The organism is Erwinia sp. Leaf53 (genome assembly GCF_001422605.1).
Classification (GTDB): Bacteria; Pseudomonadota; Gammaproteobacteria; order Enterobacterales; family Enterobacteriaceae; genus Erwinia.
On sequence record NZ_LMLK01000019.1, the window covers coordinates 1 to 1431 of the forward strand.

At 64.4% G+C, this 1431-nt stretch carries 3 protein-coding genes; all 3 read left to right on the top strand.

What is annotated here, in order from left to right; genetic code table 11:
• The coding region (locus tag ASF13_RS24660; protein WP_200929784.1) for an Ig-like domain-containing protein at positions 1-807 on the top strand (807 nt) is incomplete at its 5' end.
• A partial coding sequence (locus ASF13_RS25320; RefSeq protein WP_369814373.1) for an Ig-like domain-containing protein occupies positions 788-1134 on the top strand: 347 nt, incomplete at its 3' end. The genes ASF13_RS24660 and ASF13_RS25320, both read left to right, overlap by 20 nt.
• Positions 1135-1137: 3 nt before the next feature.
• On the top strand, positions 1138-1431 hold a 294-nt coding region (locus ASF13_RS25325), incomplete at its 3' end, for an Ig-like domain-containing protein (protein ID WP_369814374.1).

Below are 1431 nucleotides of genomic sequence, written 5' to 3' on the forward strand. Positions count from 1 at the left end.
AATATCGGCCAGGGCCTGGTGTCCTCGGACAACTTCGCCATCGACACGCAGCTGCCAACCGCCACCATCCAGCTGAGCGATACCGCGCTGCGTGCGGGTGAGACGTTCACCGTGACCATCACCTTCTCTGAGGCTGTGAGCGGCCTGACCCGTGAGGCGCTGACCGCGCCTAACGGCACGCTTTCCGATCTGATCACCACCGACGGCGGTATCACCTGGACCGGCACCTATACGCCGAACGCTGACGTGACCGATGCTACCAATCAGATCGTGCTCAATCAGACCTGGGTGCGTGACGCGGCAGGCAATATCGGCCAGGGCCTGGTGKMMTCKGACAACTTCGCCATCGACACGCAACTGCCGACCGCCACCATCCAGCTGAGCGATACCGCGCTGAAGGCGGGTGAAGCGTCCACCGTGACCATCACCTTCTCTGAGGCGGTCTCCGGCCTGACCCGCGAAGCGCTGACCGCGCCGAACGGCACCCTGTCCGAGCTGATCWCCACCGACGGCGGGATCACCTGGACCGGCACCTATACGCCGAACGCCGACGTGACCGACGCGACTAACCAGCTGGTGCTGRACCAGACCTGGGTGAGTGACGCCGCAGGCAATATCGGTCAGGGCCTGGTGGAGTCTGACAACTTCGCCATCGACACGAAGCTGCCAACCGCCACAATCCAGCTGAGCGATACCGCGCTGAAGGCGGGTGAAGCGTCCACCGTGACCATCACCTTCTCTGAGGCGGTCTCCGGCCTGACCCGCGAAGCGCTGACCGCGCCGCACCGTGACCATCACCTTCTCTGAGGCGGTCTCCGGCCTGACCCGCGAAGCGCTGACCGCGCCGAACGGCACCCTGTCCGAGCTGATCWCCACCGACGGYGGTATWACCTGGACCGGYACCTACACGCCGAACGCTGACGTGACCGACGCGACTAACCAGCTGGTGCTGAACCAGACCTGGGTGCGTGACGCAGCGGGTAATATCGGTCAGGGCCTGGTGGAGTCTGACAACTTTGCCATCGACACGAAGCTGCCAACCGCCACAATCCAGCTGAGCGACACCGCGCTGAAGGCGGGTGAGACGTCCACCGTGACCATCACCTTCTCTGAGGCGGTCTCCGGCCTGACCCGNCGCTGACCGCGCCGAACGGCACCCTGTCCGAGCTGATCACCACCGACGGTGGTATAACCTGGACCGGCACCTACACGCCGAACGCTGACGTGACCGACGCGACTAACCAGCTGGTGCTGAACCAGACCTGGGTGAGTGACGCCGCAGGCAATATCGGTCAGGGCCTGGTGGAGTCTGACAACTTCGCCATCGACACGCAGCTGCCAACCGCCACAATCCAGCTGAGCGACACCGCGCTGAAGGCGGGTGAGACGTCCACCGTGACCATCACCTTCTCTGAGGCGGTCTCCGGCCTG